Annotated in this window: 5 protein-coding genes; all 5 read left to right on the top strand. The window is 55.3% G+C overall.

Annotation, left to right across the window (positions count from 1 at the left end; all coding sequences use genetic code 11):
- Positions 1 to 16: 16 nt before the first annotated feature.
- The 5 genes from CIG75_RS11060 to CIG75_RS11045 all read left to right on the top strand — a co-directional run bounded on the left by CIG75_RS11060 (position 17) and on the right by CIG75_RS11045 (position 19,894).
- Positions 17 to 1,459 carry a condensation domain-containing protein gene (locus CIG75_RS11060; RefSeq protein ID WP_094236706.1) on the top strand — a complete coding sequence of 481 codons (1,443 nt, stop codon included), beginning with the start codon at positions 17 to 19 and terminating at the stop codon, positions 1,457 to 1,459.
- Between the two features lie 33 nt (positions 1,460 to 1,492).
- A complete protein-coding gene (locus CIG75_RS20730) occupies positions 1,493 to 1,636 on the top strand; it encodes a hypothetical protein (protein WP_157729511.1) in 144 nt (47 codons plus the stop codon).
- Between the two features lie 398 nt (positions 1,637 to 2,034).
- Positions 2,035 to 9,141: a non-ribosomal peptide synthetase gene (locus CIG75_RS11055; RefSeq protein WP_094236705.1), complete on the top strand. Its 7,107-nt coding sequence runs from the start codon at positions 2,035 to 2,037 to the stop codon at positions 9,139 to 9,141.
- A gap of 145 nt (positions 9,142 to 9,286) precedes the next feature.
- The gene (locus tag CIG75_RS11050) at positions 9,287 to 13,318 is read left to right on the top strand and encodes a non-ribosomal peptide synthetase (RefSeq protein WP_094236704.1); all 4,032 of its coding nucleotides are present in this window, start codon (positions 9,287 to 9,289) and stop codon (positions 13,316 to 13,318) included.
- 111 nt (positions 13,319 to 13,429) lie between these two features.
- On the top strand, positions 13,430 to 19,894 hold the full coding sequence (locus CIG75_RS11045; RefSeq protein ID WP_094236703.1) for a non-ribosomal peptide synthetase: 6,465 nt from the start codon (positions 13,430 to 13,432) through the stop codon (positions 19,892 to 19,894).
- The last annotated feature ends 111 nt before the right edge of the window (positions 19,895 to 20,005 follow it).

Here is a 20,005-nt window from a genome sequence, read left to right as displayed (position 1 = left end):
TGGAGGAGATGCTAGCATGGATCGTTTGCAAGAGCGTCTGGCCGCCTTATCGCCGGAACAACGCGCCCTGTTCGAGCAACAGGTGATGCGAAAGAGCTTGTCCGCACGAGGCGAGCGTGGGAAGGGATCAATTTCGCGTCGCGGACATCAGGGACCGAGTCGGCTGTCGTTCGATCAAGAGCGAATGTGGCAGTTGCACCAGCAAGCGCCAGAGTTGCCTACGTACAATGTGTACGGATCGATCCGCATCAGAGGCTTGCTCAAAGTTGATGCGATGCGACGAGCGCTCCATGAAATCATCAGGCGTCATGAAGCGTGGCGAACGGTGTTTCGGATGATCGACGGTCAGGTGATGCAGGTGGTGATGCCTGAAATTCTCCTGCCGTGGGTCGAAGTTGATCTGACAGATGTGGCGCTTGTCGATCGGGAGCAGGCGATGCAAAAGGTCATCGGGGAAGAGGTCAAGCGACCTTTCGAATTGGAACAAGGACCCATGCTGCGCGTCAAGCTAGTACATGCGGCGCAGGATGAGTGGTGCTTGGTGCTGACGGTGCATCATTTGGTGACAGATCGGGTGTCCTTTTCGATCGTATTTGAGGAGTTGTCGGAGCTATATCGCGCTTTGGTGCAGGGAGCGCGGGCAACGCTGCCCGAACCGGAGATTCAATATTCGGACTATGCGGAGTGGCAGCGAGAGTATTTGACAGGTGACGAGTTGCAAAGGTTGTTAGCCTATTGGAAGGGTCGATTGGCGGGGAGCGACTTTTTGTTACAACTGCCGACCGACTATCCGCGCCCTGTTGTGCAGTCACATCGAGGCGTGAGAGTGTTTTTTGATCTTCCCCAAGCGGGGCTTCAGCGTTTGAAAGCGTTGGGACAGCAGGAAGGTGCCACCAGCTTCATGGTCTTGCTGGCGGCCTATCAAGTTCTGTTGCACCGTCTTTGCGGGCAAGAAGACATCGTGGTCGGCACGCCGTTCGCAAATCGTGGACGCAAAGAGATGGCGCGCGTGCTTGGCTATGTATTGACCAGTTCTGTCATCCGAACTGAGGTAAGCGGAGAGCTGAGGTTTTGTGATCTGCTCCATCGAGTTCGTGAGGCGGCGATCGGTGCATTCGCCCATCAGGAATTGCCGTTTCATCTGCTGAAAGAAGCGTTGCACCTGCCAGTCGATTCAAGCCGCAACCCCGTCTTTCAAGCGATGTTCGTCTACGTAGAGGCGGACGACAGACCGTTGCAACTGCCAGGTTTGGAAATCGAGTACGACCTGCTCGATGCTGGAACTGCCAAGTATGATTTGACATTGGGGCTCGTCGAACGCGAATGGGGTCTGGAATGCTTTTTCGAATACAGCCCCGACCTCCACCGCGCTGAAACTGTCCACCATTTTGCTCAAACCTGGCTGAGCCTGATCGAGGCGATCATCGAGAATCCTTCAGCGAAAATTTGTACACTCTAGGCGTGTTACCCAAACACAGGGAGTGATCGAACGATGGTGGAGAATCAACGATCTCAAGCGACAGAGTCTGAACAAACGAAAGTAGATGTGAAGCGGTTGGAAGAAGGCGAATGGTCGCTGGAAGAGCTCGACCGACGCATCCCGTCCTTATCGCAAGAACAAACAGCAGACGAGTGAACGAAAAAGCATCCGTACATCGCGGGTGCTTTTTCCCATTTGGGAGGGGAGGTCGAGCGAAACGTAAATTTGTGGATGCGCGAGTCGGCCCTTTGTTTCCACTTTGAATCAGGAGGGGAGCGATCGGTTGGATGGTCGTCGCGAGGAACTTTGTGCTTATATAATAATTACAAATAAAACAAAATTTCCCTAATGAATTATTGTCTTTATACTATTATTTAAGCCATTCAAGTTTCACAGAGGGAAGTTCGATCTTCATGTCGTAATTGTTATTTAGCTGACCAATTATTATTAATTTTTGCATTGAACCGAAAAGACAATATCGTGAATGGTTGGAATCATATTGCATATTGCACAAGCATAATTTGTGCGCAAGAAGCGAGCGAGGGAGTGGAACCATGGACAATCGTATGCTGGAGCTGGTGACATTGAAGAGTTGGGATGAACAGCTGACGACAGAGGCGAAAGAAACCACTCAGATCGTGTTGTGCTTCACTGGTTCGTTGAATTTGGAAATAGTAGCGAAAAGCGTGCGCGAGATCATTTCCCGCCATGAAGTGTTGCGAACGACCGTCTCTCTCCTTGATGGAACGACAGTGTCCGCTTTGCAAGTGGAACCGTATGTGGCTATGCCTTTGCTGGACCTCACTCATTTGCCTGAAGCAATCAGAACATCGTCTCTAGAGAAACTGCTGGTGCAAGAGGCAGCCACTCCTTTCCAAGTAGAAAAGGACCTTTTGCTGCGTACGTTGCTGATCAAAAGGGCACCCGATGAGCACGTTTTCCTTGCAGTCATGCATCCGGTAATTACAGCCGAATGGGCAAAAGACGTCTTCCTGCACGAATTGTCTGCGCTCTATGACGCGTTTGTGACGGGGCAGCAATCTCCACTTCCAGATGTAGACGCGGCTGCGATACAGGCGATGCGCGGCGATCTTGAGCGCATGTGCAGGCAAGCCACAGAGGCGGCGGAGGAGCAGTATGCCAGGCAGATCAGCCACCTGTTGGCAGAAGAGGCGGGGTACGAAGATTCGGCCCAAGATATCGCGATGCCGATTTCCTTCGCCCAACAGCGCCTGTGGTTGATCGATCAGATGGACCCCGGCACTCCGCTATACAACATTCCGGCCACCTTGCGTTTGACCGGAAAATTGAACCTGAACGCCCTCGAACAATGTTTCAACGAGATGCTACACCGTCATGAGTCATTGCGCACAGTGTTTCGCCTGATCGACGGTGAGCCGATGCAAGTGATCAAAGAATATAAGTTCCGCAACATTCCGAAGCTTGATGTGCAGAACTTGAGCAACAAGGAAGTGGAAATCAGGCGTTGGGCAGATCATCAACAGATGTACTCATTCGACCTAGCCAAAGGTCCGCTTCTGCGTCTGCTTCTGATCAAAGTCGCCCCGGAGGAACATGTTCTCCTGTTCACGATGCACCACATCATTTCGGACGGTTGGTCGATGAACGTGTTTATTCAGGAGATCGGGACGCTCTATCATGCGTTTGCAAAAGGATTGCCTTCGCCGCTACCGGAGTTGTCGATTCAGTATGCAGACTTTGCTCATTGGCAGCGCGAGCGCTTGCAAGGCGAAGTGTTGGAGGATCAGCTTTCCTATTGGAGGAAAAAGCTGGGCGGGGAACTCAGCGTCCTGCAACTGCCGACCGACCGTCCGCGCCCTGCTGTACAGACGAATCGCGGCCACACGATCTACTTCAAGGTTCGTAAAGAATCGTATGAGAAACTGCTTTCCAACGGACGAAGGGAAGGCGCGACCTCCTACATGACGTTGCTGACCGTGTTTAAAATCTTGCTCAACATCTACAGCGGGCAGGATGACTTTGCGGTCGGCTCTCCGATTGCGGGGCGCAATCACACGCAGTTGGAGCCTTTGATCGGATTTTTAGTCAACACGTTGGTGCTGCGCACCGACCTGTCGGGCGATTACAGCTTCAGCGAACTGCTGCGTCGCGTCAAGGCGACAACTTTAGAAGCGTACGCGCATCAAGAGGTGCCGTTTGAGATGTTGGTGGCAGAATTGCAACCGGATCGAAACAAAAGCCATTCGCCGCTGTTCCAAGTGATGTTCACCTTGCAGACCATTCCGGAGAGCAAATTGGAAGCGGACGGTTTTTCGTTTAGCGCCATCGAAATGAAAGCGGATCTGGCCAAATTTGATTTAACTTTGGCGATGGAAGAGGGCGCAGAAGGGCTGAATGGCATTTTAGAATACAACGTTGATCTGTTTGACAAAGCGACGGCTGTACGGATGGCCGAACATTTCCAGCAACTGCTCGATGCTGTTGCCGAACAGCCTGACGTTTCCTGTTCCGAGTTGTCGATTTTGACACAAGCAGAACAGCAACGATTGCTTGTCGAGTGGAACCAGACACAGGTTGATCTGCCCAAGCGAGCGGTACACGAGCTTTTCGAGCAACAGGCTGCGGCGACCCCAGATCGAACGGCTCTCGTGTTTGAAAAGGAGCGCTTGACCTATCGTGAACTGAATGAGAGCGCCAATCGTCTGGCCCGCCATTTGCAAAAACTAGGGGTTGGGACAGGGGATCTGGTCGGGCTTGCGATGGAGCGTTCGAGCGAACTGATCATCGCAATGCTCGCGATAGTAAAGGCGGGCGGGGCGTATGTTCCGTTCGATCCAGCCTATCCACTGGAACGTCTACGCTACATGCTGGAAGACACGGGCGTCACGGTGATGGTGACGATGGCTCATCTGGTCGATAAATTGCCACCGCATAACGCGCGGCAAGTCTGCGTCGAACAGTTGCACGAGGTGCTCGCGCAGGAGAGTGGAGACAATCTAACATCAGCTGTGACTCCTGACAGTGTGGCCTATGTGATGTACACGTCCGGTACGACGGGCAATCCGAAGGGCATTTTGATTCCGCATCGCGGCATCGTTCGACTGGTGTACGGACCGAGCGCCGCGCTTCCCTATATATCGGACGATGTCGGACTGCAATATGCCCCGATCGCCTTTGATGCATCGACGGTGGAAATTTGGGGTGTGCTGCTGAATGGTGCGAAATTGGTCGTCTACCCGCCGTATCAAGCGTCGATGGAGGAGATCGGACATGCGGTTCGCGAACATGGCATTACCGTTTTGTTCCTGACGGCCGGGCTATTCCACCAGATGGTCGAGGCACATCTCGAAGGACTGCGCGGCATACGCTTGCTCGCTTCGGGCGGTGACGCGATCTCTGCACCGCATGCGAAAAAGGTGATCGAGCAGTTGAACCTCACTTTCTTCAACCTTTACGGCCCGACCGAGGTGACCTCTGTCGCCAGCGCTCATGCGGTCAGGGCGGGGGACGATGTTGGCACCAGCCTGTCGATCGGCCGACCGATCGCGAACACGAGCGTCTACGTGTTGGACAATCGGATGCACCCGGTGCCGACTGGCGTGGTGGGAGAATTATATGTCGGCGGAGAAGGGATTGCACTCGGCTATTTGAATCGCCCCGATCTGACAGATGAACAGTTTGTGCCCAGCCCCTTCAAGCACGAAGAGCGCCTCTACAAGACGGGCGATCTGGTGCGCTGGTTGGCAAATGGCACGCTGGAGTTTATTGGACGTATCGACAGTCAAGTGAAAATTCGCGGCTTCCGCATCGAACTCGGGGAAGTGGAGTCGGTGATCGAACAGCACCCGGCCATCGTCCAAGCGGCGGTGATGGCAAGAGAAGACGTGCCAGGGCTGAAACGTCTTGTCGCCTACCTCGTGTTTGACCCGGCGGCAAGTGCATCATCTGGCGATGTGCGCGAATTTTTGCTCGACAAACTGCCCGATTATATGGTGCCAAGCGCGATTGTCACGCTCGAGTCCTTCCCGCTCACCGCCAACCAAAAGCTGGACTACCGCGCGCTTCCAGCACCAGAGGGTCGTCCCGAACTGGAAACGGAGTATGTCGAGCCGCGCAACGAGGCCGAAGCGAAGATCGCAGCGCTTTTTGCAGAACTGTTGGGAGTCGAACAAGTCGGAGCTTTTGACGATTTCTTTGAACTTGGCGGTCACTCGCTGCTCGGAACACGTCTGGTGTCCCGCATTCGCGAAGTGTTTCAGGCCGAGATGCCGCTGCGGGCTCTGTTCGATCATGCGACGGTGGCAGCGCTCGCGAAACTGCTGAGCGATGAGAATCAAAGCGTAACGCCAGTACAACTACCTCCGCTTCGCAAAGCATTGCGCGACGAGCCGATCCCGCTGTCTTACGCTCAGCAGCGTCTCTGGTTCCTCGACCAATTGACGCCGGGTAGCAATGCGTACAATATGCCGTCCGCACTGAAACTGCAGGGCGTGTTGGATGTGGAAGCTGTCAAACGCAGTTTTAACGAGATTGTCAGGCGCCATGAATCGCTGCGCACGACCTTCCAGATGGAAGGGGAGCAGGCGGTGCAAGTGATCGCGCCTGTCTTGGAACTGGATGTGCCGGTGATCGACCTTACTGCAGCAGCAGACCGCGACGATCAACTGCATCTTCTGGTGCAGAAGGATGCGACCGACCCGTTTGATCTGCACGAAGGCCCACTTTTGCGCGTTACTTTGATCCGTTTGGCGACAGAAGAGCACGCGCTCCTCGTCAACATGCACCATATCATCTCGGACGGCTGGTCGATGAACGTATTGATCGAGGAGTTCGTGGCGCTCTATGGAGCCTACTCGCAACAGCAATCTTCGCCGCTTAGCGAACTGCCCGTGCAGTTTGCCGACTATGCGATCTGGCAGCGCGGTTGGATGAATGGTGAAACGTTGGACGAGCAGATGGCTTACTGGACAACCAAATTAGGCGGCGACCTCCCCGTTTTGGAATTGCCGACCGACTCTAGTCCAGAAGCGAACAGCGGACAGAGTGCTCGGCAGGTGGTCATGCTGTCCGAATCGATGACTCAACAGTTGAAAAAGTTGGGTCGGGAGGAAGGCACGACCCCGTTCATGACGGTGCTTGCCGCTTTCAAAACACTGCTCGCCCGCATGACTGGACAGGATGACATCATCGTCGGAACTCCGGTCGCCAATCGCGGTACGGTGGAGACGGAAGGGTTGATCGGCATTTTGCTGAATACGCTTGCCCTGCGCACCGACTTTAGCGGCGGGCCGACCTTCCGCGAACTGTTGAGCCGTGTGCGTGAAACGACTTTGGATGCGTTCGCCCGCCAAGAGGTACCGTTCGAAAAGATCGTTGAAGAAATCCAACCGGACCGCAATATGAACCGCAACCCGGTGTTCGACGTCATGGTCAACTTCGTCAACACGCCAAGCAGTGACTTGTCACTCCCAGGTCTGACGATCTCCGGACTTGAAGCGGGCGCAGAGCCAGCTTCCAAGTTCATGATGACGCTTTACATCTCGGAGCAGGACGAACAGTTGCGCATGAGCCTCGTCTATCAGACGGCGCTATTCAAAGCGGAGCGCATGGCAACCTTCATGGAGCAATTTGAATTCCTGCTCGAGCAAATGTTGGCGGAACCGGATCGCAAGGTCAATACCTGCACGCTGGTAACGTCTTCCTGCCGGAACCGACTCCCCGATCCAACCGTGGCGATCGCAGAACCGGACTACCCGTTCATCAACGAGCTTTTTGCCAAATGGGCGGGAGAAGCGCCTGAGCAGAGCGCCGTTATGCAAGGCGGGCGAGAGTGGTCCTACCGAGACCTACAAGAGCGCGCCGACACGCTGGCTCGTGTGCTGGTCGCAAACGGGGTAGCGCCAGGCGATGCTGTGGCTGTGGCTGGGACGCGCAATTTCGGATTTATCGTCACCATGCTCGGCGTGTTGAAGAGCGGTGGTGTTTTGGTACCGATCGATCTTCACCTGCCGCTGAATCGTCAGAGCGTGATGGTCGAGCAGTCGAAAGCGAAACATCTGCTCTTCACAAGCGATGAGGAAATGACAGACGACTGGCAAACGATGTTCCTACGTTTCGAAATCGTGCACATCGACCCACACAGCGGGAGCGTATTGCAAAAGTCGGCACCTGACACAACTGTGTTGCCGACGCTGGCCCCAGACGACCCGGCCTATATTTTCTTCACCTCGGGAACGACGGGCGTGCCCAAAGGCGTTCTCGGCTGTCACAAAGGGCTCAACCACTTCCTGGCCTGGCAGCGCAGCACGTTTCAGATCGGCCCGAGCGACCGTGTCGCGCAACTGATCCATCTGTCATTTGACGCAGTGCTGCGCGATGTGTTCCTCCCGCTGACCAGCGGGGCGACGCTGTGCCTCCCCGAAGCGACAGACGATCTAGGCGGCGACTTGATCTTGCCGTGGCTGGAGCGCGTCGGGGTCACCGTGTTGCATACCGTACCGTCTGTCGCTCAAGCGTGGGCGACCGATCATCCGCATGGCTTCTCGCTTCGTTCGCTGCGCCACCTGTTCCTGGCGGGCGAACCGTTGACCGATGTGCTGGTCAATCGCCTGCGCGGTGCATTCCCGGCACTCGGCAATATCATCAACCTGTATGGCCCGACGGAAACAACGATGGTTAAATGTTACCATGTCGTGCCGGAACAGCCCGAACCGGGAATCCAACCGGCCGGCGTTCCATTCCCAGAAACGCAGGCGCTCGTTCTGAGCGAGACGGGACAGCTCTGCGGGATCGGTGAACAAGGGGAGATCGTTCTTCGCACACCGTTTCGTACGCTCGGCTATGTCAACGCTCCAGAGGAGAATTCGAATTTTGTGCAAAACCCGTTTTGTCCGCATGATCCTGCCGACAAGCTATACTTCACAGGCGACAAAGGGCGCTATCGCCTTGACGGGTCGTTGGAAATTCTCGGACGTACGGACGATCAGGTCAAAGTTCGCGGTGTGCGGATTCAATTGCATGAAGTGTCCTCTGTGCTCCTGCGACACGAGGCTGTCCACGCCTGCGCAGTGCTCGATTGGAAAGACGAAACTGGACAGACTGAACTGGTTGCTTACCTCGTAGTAAAAGAGGGGCATAAGGCGACCGCCGAAGACCTGCGTGTCCATTTGGAGCGTCACTTGCTCGCTGCGATGGTGCCGAGGTCGTTCCAGTTCCTCGATGTCCTGCCGCGACTAGCCAACGGCAAAGTCAATCGCAAAGCGCTGCCCAAACCGGAACGAGTTCGCGCAACCGATGCGGCATATGTCGCACCGCGCACCCCGACCGAGGAAAAGTTGGCTGTGATCTTTGCGGACGTGCTACGCTTGGAAAAAGTGGGTGTTCAGGATAACTTCTTTGCGCTCGGCGGTCATTCTCTGCTGGCCACTTCGTTGGTCTCTCGCATTCGTCATGAATTCGAAGTGGATCTACCGCTTCGCACCCTGTTCGAACGCCCGACGGTCGCCGCGATCGCCGAGGAGGTCGAAGGGAAACTGTCGCAAGGCTTGCGCAGAGAGCGGATCACCATCGAGCGGATGTCTCGGGAGCGCAGGGCAGTTCGGCCAACTTCTGTGGCCAATCGACAAAAACCGCCGGGCACAACCACGCAGGGGGAACCCGATCCATCTGACCTCGTGTGATCGCATTGTCGAGCTCCCGTTGGTTTTCGCGCAACATGTCGCTAGTTTCTCGATCAGTTCGATCTAAGAATTAGTTGTCAGAAGCAAGGAACCCCTTGCACAACAGGGCAAGGGGTTCCCTTCATTCAAAAAGGTAGGTGACACCATGGATCGCAAAACAGACCTGCTACAACGACGGACCAATTTGTCCGCAGATAAAAGAGCCTTGCTTGAAAAACGCCTGCGCGGTGAGATCAAAACGCCCGCAGCGACAGGCATTGCCAAGCGTGAACCGGCTGCGACGGCTGCGCTGTCTTTTGCCCAAGCGCGCTTGTGGTTTCTCGACCGTTTTCAACCGGGCAATCACATCTACAACATCCCTTCGATCATTAAGATGCAGGGTAATCTCAAGTTGGAGGTTCTAACGCAAAGCATCAACGACATCATCGCCCGCCATGAAGCGCTCCGCACCACTTTCCACGCGGCTGGTGGAGTGCCGTACCAAGCGATCGCCGAGGAATTGACCCTCAAGGTTCGAGTGCTCGAAGTACCAGATAACGAGTGGCGTCGCTTTGCCCGAGAAGAAGCACGAAAGCCGTTTGATTTAGCACGAGGGCCGTTGATTCGCGCCACGTTGTTGCGCATTGCGGAAAATGAGCACATTTTGCTGCTCACGTTGCATCACATCGTCGCGGATGGCTGGTCGCTCGGCGTGTTGTTGCAGGAGATGATCGCGCTTTATCAAGCGAATTACCAAGGAGAGTCGGCGCAGTTGCCGGAGCTGCCGATTCAATATGCCGACTATGCCAAATGGCAACAGGATCAAGAGGACGTGCTTTCCAAACAGCTGACCTACTGGAAAAAACAATTGGGTGACCATCCGCCTGCACTGCAACTCACCACCGATCACCTGCGCCCACCGAAGCAATCTTCGCGAGGCGAACAGCAGCGACATCCGCTGCCGGATGAACTCACCGCCAAACTAAAAGAGCTCTGCGAAGAAGAGGGCGTCACGCTCTTCATGTTGCTCTTGGCGGGGTTTCACGTCTTGTTGCACCGCTGGACTGGACAGGACGACATTTCGATCGGGACACCGATCGCTGGACGGAGCCGTGTAGAGATCGAAGGGCTGATCGGTCTGTTTATCAACTCGCTGTCACTACGGGTGCGCATCGATGGGGAGCAGACGTTCCGCGACCTGTTGCAACAGGTGCGTCAAACGTCGCTCGATGCTTTTGCGAACCAAGACGTCCCCTTTGAAAAACTAGTCGAGGAGCTGCAAGTTGAACGGAGTATGAGCCAGACGCCGCTCTTCCAAGCATTTTTCCGCCATCTCGCCGAGCTGTACACGGAGATGCACCTGCCTGAATTGACTTGGTCACCGCTGATCGCAGAAACGGACACGGCGATGTTCGACCTGTCACTGGCGGTCGGAGAGACCAACGGCAGTTTGACTTGCTCGATTGAGTACAGCCCCGACCTTTTCGATGGGGAGACCATGGCGCGCATGCTGACCCATTACCACGAACTGCTGGTCAGCATCACCGAAAACCCTGAACAAAAAGTGAGCGAACTCAACTTGCTCCCTGCCGCCGAGCGTCAAGGACTGATCGCGCTGGGTCAGGGGCAACTGGTAGAGCGGAAGGACCACCGCTGTGTTCATCAGCTTTTTGAAGCACAAGCGGAAAAATGGCCCCAAGCGCTGGCCGTTCTCATGGGTGAGGATCGCCTGACCTATGCGGAACTGAACGAACGGGCAAACCGCTTGGCCAACATCTTGCAAGCTCAAGGCGTCGGACCGGGTGATCTGGTCGGAATACGCCTCGAGCGCTCGCCTGAACTGATCATCAGCATTTTGGGCGTTCTAAAGGCGGGTGCCGGCTACGTACCGGTCGATCCTACACATCCGGAAGAGCGTCAAACTTACATCCTGCAAGATGCCCAAGTGTCCGTTCTACTTACCAGTCCGGCGCATACGATCTCAGCATCGGCATCGACGAGCGTCACGATCGATAACCAGAACGGTGCGAGCATCGTGATGATCCGAACAGAGCATCACGATCACGCGAAGGCACCTCGCGAGCAAGGCACCGTCGCGCTGGAAAATACGATGTACGTCCTGTACACATCGGGCACCACCGGGCAGCCCAAAGGGGTCGTCATGCCCCATCGTGCCATGCAGAATCTGATCGACTGGCAACTTCAGGACGCCAAATTTATTGCGGGTCAAAGGACCTTGCAATATGCTACGATCACGTTCGATGTCTCGGTGCAAGAGATTTTCTCCACGCTCTGTTCCGGTGGGACATTGGTGCTACTCACCGATGAGGTGCGCCGCGATCCGATGCAGTTGATCCCCTACTTATCGTCACAGCAGGTGGAGCGCCTCTTCTTGCCCTATGTCGCCTTTCAGCAATTGGCCGAAGCGGCAGAGGGACTGCGAGATACCAGTCTGCACCTGTGCGAAATCTACACCGCTGGTGACCAACTGCAACTGACAGCCCCGATCAAACGTCTGTTACAGCGTTTGCCTGGGTGCACGCTATACAACCATTACGGGCCGACCGAGTCACATGTCGTCACGTCCTATCGCTTGCCGGAGGAGACAACAGACACCATGCCGCCGATTGGTCGTCCGATCTCGGGGGCTGCGATACGCATTTTGGATAGCCAAAACCAATTTGTCCCGCTCGGCGTGCCCGGTGAGCTTTGCATTGGCGGCCAGTGCTTATCGAATGGCTATTTGAATCGCCCTGAGCTCACCGCAGAGCGCTTCATCCTGCATGAAGGGGAGCGCTTCTACAAAACGGGCGATCGAGCCCGCTGGCGCACCGATGGTCAAATCGACTATCTGGGCCGTCTCGATCACCAAGTCAAAATCCGCGGGTACCGCATCGAACCAGGCGAGATCGAAAGCGTGCTTCGCCAGCACCACAATGTACTCGAAGCTGCAGTCATCCCGCATGAACTCAGCCCGGGCGACAAACGACTCGTCGCCTACCTCGTCGCACGCCAGCAACCTGCGCTAAGCAGTGCGGAACTGCGCGATTACTTGCATGACAAACTGCCCGAGTACATGATTCCATCGCTGTTTATGCATCTCGACACCATGCCGCTCAACGCCAACCGCAAGCTGGACCGCCGAGCATTGCCATCACCTGCCGGAATCCGCCTCGAAGCGGAGCACAACCACGTCGCGCCGCGAAGTGATTTGGAGCGCGAACTGGTGCAGATCTGGGAAAACTTGCTCAGCATAAGCGGCATTGGTGTTACAGACAATTTCTTCACTCTCGGCGGACACTCGTTGCTTGCTGTGCGCTTGATGGCGCAGATCACCACCCGTTTCTCCCAAACGCTCCCGCTTTCTGCCCTTTTTGAAGGCGGTACCGTCGAGCATCTGGCCAACCTGTTGCGACAAACGGGCCACAGAAGCTGGTCACCGCTGATCCCGATCCAAGCGGACGGCACCGAGACACCCTTTTTCTGCATTCATCCGGTCGGGGGCAGTGTTTTCTGCTACTCCGCCTTGGCAGCAAGCTTGGGCAGCGACCAACCGTTCTATGGCTTGCAGGCTTGTGGGCTAGAAGCGGGGGAGGAGCCGTTTACGACCATTGAAGAGTTGGCAATTGCTTATCTAACTGCGATTCGCTCCGTTCAGCCACATGGCCCGTACAGAATCGGAGCGTGGTCGCTCGGCGGCACGATCGCCTACGAACTGGCCCAACAATTGCAAATGCAAGGGGAGCAGGTGGAACTGCTCGCGCTCTTCGATTCGCTCGCTCCCGTTCCCGCCTACCAAGAACAAGCGGACGACCTGACCTTGCTTGCCGTATTCGCCCGCGATCTGCTGGGGGGAGTTGATCCGCAGGTACCGACGACCTCGATCACAAGCGAAGATCAAGCGCTGGAAATCCTGCAACAGCAGTTGCCGATCGCGATCGAATTTGCGAGTCTGCGCCGACTGTGGCAAGTTTTCAAAGCGAATATTCATGCCTATACTCACTATCAACCTGTCGCCTACCAGGGGGACCTGCTTCTCTTCCGCTCCAACGCAGTAGGGGATGCAGCCCACGGTTGGCAGGAGCTAATCACAGGTGATTTGCAGATCCAAAACATTCCGGCCGATCACTATGGATTGCTACAACCACCGCACGTTCATCTCTTGGCCGACATGTTGAAGACCACCAAGACTGTTTAATGTCTTGGTGGTCTTTTAGGGAGGAAAGAGCATTGTAGTCACGAACTAAGTTATTGTAAACTCACTAAAATTTATTACCTAAATATATGCTTAGCTAGGAGGAAGCACAGCATGGATAAAAGAGCGAACCTCACCCCGGCGCAGCGCGCACTTTTAGAAAAACGAATCAAAGGTCAAGCCGGTCCATTGATTGCTTCTGCAGCTGCAAAGAAAACGGGCATCCCCCGCCGACCAGAAGGTCAGGTGCCGTTATCGTACGCTCAAGAACGCATTTGGATTATGGAACAGCTCGAAGAGGACAGTGTCACTTATAACATCCCGCTATCGGTCACGATCATGGGAGATCTTGACTTTGATATTTTCACGCGCAGTATCAACGTTGTGATCGCGCGCCACGAGGCGTTGCGAACCACGTTTCATACAAAAGAAGGAAAACCTAACATCGCGATCAAGGACGAACTGATCCTTTCGGTTCACCGCGAAGACATCAGGCATCTTCCAGAGGCTGAGCGCAAAGCGGAGGCGGATCGACTGGCCACCGCCGAAGCGCGCCGCCCATTTGATTTGTCCGCAGGTCCGCTCGTTCGTGCGACCTTGATTCGCAAAACGGACACCGAGCATCTCTTTGTGCTGATCATGCATCACATCATCGGCGATGGTTGGTCGATCGGCATCTTGGTCAGCGAGTTCACCGCCGTCTATGATGCGTTCGCGCAAGGAAAGCAGTCGCCCCTGCCGGAACTGCCGATTCAATACAGCGACTTTGCACATTGGCAGAAATCGCCGGAACAGCAGCAAGCGCTGGATAGACATCTTGCTTACTGGAAAAATCAGTTGAGCGGTTCACTCGAACCGTTGGCGCTGCCGACCGATCGTCCTCGCACGGCACAGCAGACGTTTAACGGTGTGATGACCAATTTTTTATTGTCAAAATCTTTGAGCGAAGACTTGAAAAATCTTGCCTTGCAAGAAGGCACGTCACTCTTCATGACATTGACCGCAGCCTTCCAAACTTTTCTCGCCCGCTATGCCGGACAAACGGACATCCTGATCGGTTCCCCGATCGCCAACCGTAACCGACAAGAAGTGGAAGGATTGGTCGGGGTGTTCATCAACACGCTGGTGCTGCGCAGCCAAGTTGAAAAGGGGATGAGCTTCCGCACCCTCTTGCAAAACGTGCGCAAGACGACGCTTGAAGCGTTTGCCCATCAAGATCTGCCTTTTGAAAAGTTGGTCGAGGAATTACAGCCCAATCGCAACATGACCTATTCGCCGCTGTTCCAAGTCATGTTCATCTTGCAAAACACGCCTTCTTCGCTCGCGATGCACAGCTTGACCTTGCATCCAGAGCCGATCGATCCGGGCACGTCGATGTTCGACATCACGCTGATGTTCTACGATACAGAGCGCGGATTGTCTGGAGAGTGGCAGTACAACTCCGATCTGTTTGATGCGGAAACGGTCGCGCGCATGATCGGTCATTTCACAACCATGCTCCAAGCAATTGTGGACAATCCGGATCAACTTTTGCACGCACTTCCGCTACTCCCGCAGGAAGAACAGCAAAAGATACTCAGCGACTGGAATCAAACGAACGAAGTATCATTTGACTCTACCTGCTTGAACCATGTGTTTGAAGCACAGGTAGAACGAACCCCCGATGCGGTCGCCGTCGTGTTTGAAGATCAGGAGTTGACTTTTAGCGCCTTGAACAATCGCGCCAACCATGTGGCCGAGCAACTGCTAGCGCTGGGGATCAGCCCGGACGATCGGGTCGGGATTCATCTGGAACGCTCATTGGACATGGTCACCGCTCTTTTGGCCACGCAAAAAGCAGGCGGCTGTTATGTGCCGCTCGACCCGAGTTATCCTCAGGAACGTTTGGGCTATATGATCAAGGACTCGATGCCCAAAGTGATCTTGACGCAAGCATCGCTTGCTGACAAACTGCCTGCTCAAGAAGCTCAAGTGATCGTGTTGGCAGGAGCGGAGCCATCTGTTGCTCTCCCGAATCCGAACAGTCTCGTGCGGCCGGAACACCTCGCCTATATGATTTATACCTCCGGGTCAACCGGCCAACCAAAAGGCGTGCTCGTCGAGCATCGCAACGCGGTGCACACCTTCGAAGCCATGGACAAAGCGGTCGGCTGTCAGCCAGGAGATGCGATCCTTTCGGTGACCTCGATCGGCTTTGACATCTCGGTCGTCGAACTGTTCTGGACGATGTCCAGAGGGGGGAAAGTGATCTTGCTCTCCGATCAGGACATCCTCGAAGCGGGCGTATCGGACAGTGAGTATTCGTTGCGCAGTCAACTGCATCGCCACGGCGCGACGATTCTGCAATGCACGCCGTCGATGATGGGTATGATCACCGCGATGCCGGAGGGGCTGGCCGCTCTGCATCCGCTCAAAAAAATTATGTTGGGCGGTGAAGCGTTGCCACTCGCGCTGGCGAGACAGTTGAAAGGACACACGAACGCGCGTCTGTTCAACCTGTATGGTCCGACTGAAACCACGATCTACTCGACCGCATACGAAGTGACAGACACAAGCCTGATCACGATTCCGCTCGGCCGTCCGATCGACAACTACACGATCTACATTCTCGATGAATACCTCCAACCGGTGCCTGTCGGAGTCGGTGGGGAAATGCATATCGGTGGGCCGGGTCTGACCCGAGGCTATCATGGACGTCCAGATCTGACTGCCGAACGCTTTATCCCGAATCCGTTCGGGCCAGGGCGACTCTATAAAACGGGGGATCTCGCCACCTATCTTTCGGATGGGACGATCAAGTATCTCGGCCGTCTTGACCATCAGGTCAAGGTGCGCGGCTACCGTATCGAACTGGGCGAGATCGAAACCCGACTCTCCCAGCATGATGAGATCCGCGAGTCGGTCGTGGTCGCGCATGACAACACACTGGTCGCGTATGTGGTGACAGAAGGTGATGTGATGCCGACTGTGCAAGAGCTTCGTACTGCTCTGCGTGAACACCTGCCCGACTATATGGTACCGTCCGCTTATGTTCGCCTCGAAGCGATGCCGCTGACCCCGAGCGGTAAAGTGGACCGCAAAGCTCTGCCCGCGCCCCAATCGGCCGCGTTCTCATCGGAGCAAAGCTATGTTCCGCCGTCCACACCGCTCGAACTGGCCCTCACTTCGATCTGGAAGGACATTCTGTCTGTCGAAGAAGTCAGCATCCAAGACAACTTTTTCACGCTTGGTGGCCATTCTTTGCTGGCGACCCAACTTGTGTCGCGGGTGATCACAGATTTGAAGGTGAAGTTTACACTGCGCGATGTGTTCAGCAATCCGACCGTTCGCGACATGGCTCACTATTTGCAACATCAGTCCGCAGTGGTGAACGACCGCCAGTTTGCGCCGATTCTCCCCGGCACAAGAGAGCGTGAGCGCCCTGCCTCTTATGCACAGGAACGCTTGTGGTTCCTCGACCAACTTCAGCCGAATCAAGCGACCTACAACATGGCCGCCTCGTTGCGTTTGCAGGGTGCGCTCGACACGGAAGCGCTAGTTCGCAGTTTCGAGATGATCGTCCAACGTCACGAATCGCTTCGTACCACATTTGACAGCGTGGACGGCAGTGTCAAGCAGATCATCGCCACTGTGGTGGACGTCAACTTGCCGATCCAAAACGTGGCAAGTGAAACGGAAGCTCGGGCCTGCGCGTTGGAAGAAGCACAAACGCCGTTCGATCTCCGACAGGGTCCGCTTCTCCGCGCCAAACTTTTGCGGTTGGGTAGCGAAGACCATCTGCTGTTGCTGACTCTGCACCATATCATCACCGATGAATGGTCGATGGGTATCCTGGTTAACGAAATGGTATCGCTGTACGGCGAATTGGCCGCGGGGAATGTTGTGACCTTGCCGGAGCTGGTGATCCAATATGCTGACTATGCGGCTTGGCAGAAAGAGTGGTTGCAAGGGGACGTTTTGCAAGAGCAACTGGGCTACTGGAAACAGCAACTCGGGGGCGACCTGCCCATCCTGGAATTGCCGACCGACTTCTCACGTCCAGCTGTGCTGAGCGACAATGGGGCCAATCTGGTCTTCCAACTCGATGCCGATCTGACGGATCGTCTGAAAAAACTGAGCCAACAGGAAGGCGCGACGTTGTACATGACGTTGCTTGCGGCGTTCAACACGTTGCTGCATCGCTATACGGGTCAAGACGACATTCTGATCGGCTCGCCGATCGCTGGGCGGAGCAGAGAAGAGGTCGAAGGACTGATCGGTTTCTTCGTCAACACGCTCGTCTTGCGCACCGACCTGTCTGGGCGGCCGACCTTCCGCGATCTGTTGTCACGCGTGCGCCAGTCAGCGCTTGATGCTTATGCGCATCAAGACGTGCCGTTCGAACGACTTGTCGGTGAGTTGCAGCCCAAACGCCAGATGAGCTACTCTCCGCTGTTCCAAGTCCTCTTCGCGCTACAAAACGCGCCCAAAGGCACACTTGAAGTGCAAGGTCTCACTTTGACGCCGGAACCGCAAGAGAACAGCAAGGCTAAATTTGATTTGAGCTTGGATATGGTGGAGGAAGCGGACGGGCTGCGAGGTGTGCTCGAGTACAACACCGACCTGTTTGCACCGGCTACCATCTCGCGTATGGCGGAGCATTTTGTCACCTTGCTCACCAGCATCGCGGCTCGCCCGAACAGCCTGCTCAACGAACTCCGTCTGCTCACCGACGTGGAAGAGCGTCAATTGCTCGACTGGACGCAGATCAAAGCGCCGACTCAACAGGTGCAGTGCTTCCACCACCTGTTTGAAGCGCAAGTTGAGCGCACGCCAGAGGCGGAAGCGGTCGTGTGCGGCGAAGCGCGGTTGACGTATCGCGAACTGAACGAGCGTGCGAACCAATTGGCCCACTATCTGCAAGGTCAGGGCGTCACTGAAGAAACGCTCGTCGCGCTCTGCGTCGATCGCACACCTTTGATGGTCATCTCCGCGCTCGCCGTGCTGAAGGCGGGTGGGGCTTATGTACCGATCGACCCGACCTATCCAGTCGACCGAATCGAGTCGATGCTCAGCGTCTGTGCTCCGCCGCTGTTGCTGACCGATCAAAAGGTAGAACTGTCAGGTGCGCATGAGGCTACGCGCGTCTTGGCCTGGGAAGAGGTGGTCAGCGACATCGCCGCACAACCGACCCGAAATCCGATCAGCCGCGTAGAGCCGCACAACCTTGCCTACGTCATCTTCACATCGGGCTCCACTGGGGTGCCAAAAGGCGTCATGGTGCAGCACGATACGTTGCACAGCACGAGCGAAGTGTGGTATGGAAAATTTGGTTTCGACAAAATGAACGTTCGGGGCCTGCAATATGCATCCATGTCGTTCGACGTTTTTGTCGGCGACCTGATTCGCTCCCTGCTGACAGGCGGTGCCTTGGTGATCTGCCCGTATGAGGTCCGCTTGGATTTTACTGCGCTACACCGCTTGATGCAAGACGAAAAAGTGACGGTGATCGACTCTACGCCTGGGCTGATCATTCCGCTGATGGATTACATCTGGCAGAACAATTTGCCGCTCGACCATCTCAAAGTGGTGCTCCCCGGCGCCGACGCTTTGGCCAGCACAGATTATGCGACGCTCTTGGAGCGCTTCGGTGACCGGATGATCATCGCGAACTGCTACGGGATTACGGAGACGACCATCGACTCCTCCACGTTTGAGGCAGAAGCAGGGCAGTTCGACCCGCACCTGTACAGCACCGTTCCGATCGGACGACCGAATGATAACGCACGGATGTACATTTTGGATGCGCATCTGAATCCACAACCGATCGGCATTGCTGGCGAACTGTACATCGGCGGTTCGTGCGTGGCACGAGGGTACTATAACCGTCCAGATTTGACAGCAGAGCGCTTCTTGGCCAACCCATTTGTGCCCGGCGAACGCTTCTATAAAACAGGTGATGCGGCGCGCTGGCTGCCCGATGGAAATGTTCAATTTTTGGGCCGACTCGATCAACAGGTCAAACTGCGCGGGTACCGCGTTGAATTGGGTGAGATCGAGGCGGTACTGGCCGACCATCCGTCCATTTCCAAGGCGGTGGTCAACATTATGGGCCAAGATCTTGCCGCGTATTACTCGGGTCAGGAAGTTGCGGCTGCTGAGTTGCGTGCCTATCTGAAGACGCGTCTGCCCGCCTATCTCGTCCCTGCGTATTTTATGCACCTCGACAGCTTGCCGCTTTCGCCAAACGGCAAAATTGATCGCCGCCTCCTTCCTGCACCGGAGGGAGCGGAGCGCACAGACGCCTATGTTGCGCCGCGCAACTCGACGGAAGAGCGCTTGGCCGTGATTTGGTCGGAACTGCTACTCGTGGAGCAGATTTCTGTCCACGACAACTTTTTCGACATCGGAGGTCATTCCCTGATGGCCACCCAACTAGTGGTCAAGGTGCAAAAAGAGTTCCAAGTGACGCTCCAACTGCGTGACCTCTTTGAAAAAACGACCATCGCTGAGCTTGCCGAAGCGGTGGAAGCGGCAGAGAAGGTGGAGACACCGGTCTATAAACGTCTGGACCGTGTTGGTTCCCGCAAAAAACGCTAGCTGAAAAAGAGCCCGGCTAAAACCAGCCAGGCTCTTTTTTATCCACATTCTCAGAAAGTTATGCTAAAATGAAAATTAATATATATTAAGAAAAATGGAGCGTCCCCACAA

It is taken from the genome of Tumebacillus algifaecis (assembly GCF_002243515.1).
In the GTDB taxonomy this organism is placed as follows: domain Bacteria; phylum Bacillota; class Bacilli; order Tumebacillales; family Tumebacillaceae; genus Tumebacillus_A; species Tumebacillus_A algifaecis.
The sequence above is the reverse complement of the archived record's forward strand: the minus strand, read 5'-3'. Positions and strand labels throughout refer to the sequence as shown.

Coding starts and splice junctions, on each gene's coding strand:
- CIG75_RS11060 (WP_094236706.1), top strand. CDS start 17: ATGGATCGTTTGCAAGAGCGTCTGGCCGCCTTATCGCCGGAACAACGC.
- CIG75_RS20730 (WP_157729511.1), top strand. CDS start 1,493: ATGGTGGAGAATCAACGATCTCAAGCGACAGAGTCTGAACAAACGAAA.
- CIG75_RS11055 (WP_094236705.1), top strand. CDS start 2,035: ATGGACAATCGTATGCTGGAGCTGGTGACATTGAAGAGTTGGGATGAA.
- CIG75_RS11050 (WP_094236704.1), top strand. CDS start 9,287: ATGGATCGCAAAACAGACCTGCTACAACGACGGACCAATTTGTCCGCA.
- CIG75_RS11045 (WP_094236703.1), top strand. CDS start 13,430: ATGGATAAAAGAGCGAACCTCACCCCGGCGCAGCGCGCACTTTTAGAA.